1 rRNA gene is annotated in these 3,132 nt (G+C 55.6%); it reads left to right on the forward strand.

Annotation, left to right across the window (positions count from 1 at the left end):
* The first annotated feature begins 136 nt into the window (after positions 1 to 136).
* Positions 137 to 3,073, forward strand: a 23S ribosomal RNA gene (locus C6I21_RS16120).
* The last annotated feature ends 59 nt before the right edge of the window (positions 3,074 to 3,132 follow it).

Below are 3,132 nucleotides of genomic sequence, written 5' to 3' on the forward strand. Positions count from 1 at the left end.
GCGTCCTTTGAAAACTGGATAACGCAAGAAACACGAAGATCACCGGATCATCGTTTGATAAAAGCGAGTGATTCCGGGTGTCTTGGAATGCCAGACTGAAACGACGTCCAGAACACATACCAGCGGTATGTGTATTGGTTAAGGAAGAAAGGGCGCACGGTGGATGCCTTGGCACTAGGAGCCGACGAAGGACGGGACGAACACCGATATGCTCCGGCGAGCTGTAAGTAAGCGTTGACCCGGAGATTTCCGAATGGGGGAACCCCTCATCCGTAATGGGATGAGATCCCTGCCTGAATCAATAGGGCAGCGGAAGGCAGACCCGGGGAACTGAAACATCTTAGTACCCGGAGGAAGAGAAAGCAAACGCGATTTCCTGAGTAGCGGCGAGCGAAACGGAAACAGCCCAAACCGGAAGGGTTTCCCTTCCGGGGTTGTAGGACACTCCATTGGAGTTACCAAGAGGAGCAGTAGAGGAAGCGGCCTGGAACGGCCCGCGGGACAAGGTAACAGCCCTGTACTCGACACTGCCCCTCCTCCGGAGTGGATCCTGAGTACGGCGGGACACGAGAAACCCCGTCGGAATCCGGGAGGACCATCTCCCAAGGCTAAATACTCCCTAGTGACCGATAGTGAACCAGTACCGTGAGGGAAAGGTGAAAAGCACCCCGGGAGGGGAGTGAAATAGATCCTGAAACCGTGTGCCTACAAGTAGTTGGAGCCCATTTACGGGTGACAGCGTGCCTTTTGTAGAATGAACCGGCGAGTTACGATCCCGTGCAAGGTTAAGCCGAAAAGGCGGAGCCGCAGCGAAAGCGAGTCTGAACAGGGCGATATAGTACGTGGTTGTAGACCCGAAACCGGGTGATCTACCCATGTCCAGGGTGAAGTCCAGGTAACACTGGATGGAGGCCCGAACCCACGCACGTTGAAAAGTGCGGGGATGAGGTGTGGGTAGGGGTGAAATGCCAATCGAACTCGGACATAGCTGGTTCTCCCCGAAATAGCTTTAGGGCTAGCCTCGGAGCGAGAGTACTGGAGGTAGAGCACTGATTGGACGAGGGGTCCCTACAGGATTACCGAATTCAGTCAAACTCCGAATGCCAGATACTTCTCTCCGGGAGTCAGACTGCGAGTGCTAAGATCCGTAGTCAAGAGGGAAACAGCCCAGACCATCAGCTAAGGTCCCCAAGTATACGTTAAGTGGAAAAGGATGTGGAGTTGCTTAGACAACCAGGATGTTGGCTTAGAAGCAGCCATCATTGAAAGAGTGCGTAATAGCTCACTGGTCGAGTGACTCTGCGCCGAAAATGTACCGGGGCTAAACGTATCACCGAAGCTATGGATGGACACCTTCGGGTGTCCGTGGTAGGGGAGCGTTCCAGGGGCCGAGAAGCCGGACCGGAAGGACCGGTGGAGCGCCTGGAAGTGAGAATGCCGGTATGAGTAGCGAAAAGAGGGGTGAGAATCCCCTCCGTCGAAAGCCTAAGGGTTCCTGAGGAAGGCTCGTCCGCTCAGGGTAAGTCGGGTCCTAAGCCGAGGCCGAAAGGCGTAGGCGATGGCAAACAGGTGGAGATTCCTGTACCACCGCGTTTCCGTTTGAACAATGGGGGGACGCAGGAAGATAGGGTGTGCGCACGATTGGAAGTGTGCGTCGAAGCTGGCAAGGCCGGAGCACAGGCAAATCCGTGCTCCACGAGGCTGAGCGGTGACCGCGAGGGAAATACAGTACCGAAGACCCCGATTCTACACTGCCGAGAAAAGCCTCTAGTGAGGAAACCGGTGCCCGTACCGCAAACCGACACAGGTAGGCGGGATGAGAATTCTAAGACGCGCGGGAGAACTCTCGTTAAGGAACTCGGCAAAATGACTCCGTAACTTCGGGAGAAGGAGTGCTCCCTGGGGTGTATGCCCGGGGGAGCCGCAGTGACTAGGCCCAAACGACTGTTTATCAAAAACACAGGTCTCTGCCAAGCCGCAAGGCGATGTATAGGGGCTGACACCTGCCCGGTGCTGGAAGGTTAAGAGGAGGCGTTATCCCTTACGGGAGAAGCGCTGAATTGAAGCCCCAGTAAACGGCGGCCGTAACTATAACGGTCCTAAGGTAGCGAAATTCCTTGTCGGGTAAGTTCCGACCCGCACGAAAGGTGCAACGATTTGGGCACTGTCTCAACGAGAGACCCGGTGAAATTATATTACCTGTGAAGATGCAGGTTACCCGCGACAGGACGGAAAGACCCCATGGAGCTTTACTGCAGCTTGATATTGGGTGTTGGAACAGCTTGTACAGGATAGGTAGGAGCCTTGGAACCCGGAGCGCCAGCTTCGGGGGAGGCATCGGTGGGATACTACCCTGGCTGTTTGAACATCCTAACCTCGGCCCGTGATCCGGGCCAGGGACAGTGTCAGGTGGGCAGTTTGACTGGGGCGGTCGCCTCCTAAACAGTAACGGAGGCGCCCAACGGTTCCCTCAGAATGGTTGGAAATCATTCGAAGAGTGCAAAGGCAGAAGGGAGCTTGACTGCGAGACATACAGGTCGAGCAGGGACGAAAGTCGGGCTTAGTGATCCGGCGGCACCGTATGGAAGGGCCGTCGCTCAACGGATAAAAGCTACCCTGGGGATAACAGGCTAATCTCTCCCAAGAGTCCACATCGACGGGGAGGTTTGGCACCTCGATGTCGGCTCGTCGCATCCTGGGGCTGAAGTAGGTCCCAAGGGTTGGGCTGTTCGCCCATTAAAGCGGCACGCGAGCTGGGTTCAGAACGTCGTGAGACAGTTCGGTCCCTATCCGTCGCGGGCGCAGGAAATTTGAGAGGAGCTGTCCTTAGTACGAGAGGACCGGGATGGACACACCGCTGGTGTACCAGTTGTTCCGCCAGGAGCATAGCTGGGTAGCTACGTGTGGACGGGATAAGTGCTGAAAGCATCTAAGCATGAAGCCCCCCTCAAGATGAGATTTCCCTTCACGCAAGTGATAAGATCCCTTCGAGATGAGAAGGTAGATAGGTCCCGGGTGGACGCGTGGCGACACGTGAAGCTGAGGGATACTAATCGATCGAGGACTTAACCAAGAACAACGGCAACACCAGGACACTGATCTTCGTGGATCGACGCGTTATCCAGTTTTGAG

This window comes from Alkalicoccus urumqiensis, assembly GCF_002993335.1.
Taxonomy (GTDB): Bacteria; Bacillota; Bacilli; order Bacillales; family Salisediminibacteriaceae; genus Alkalicoccus; species Alkalicoccus urumqiensis.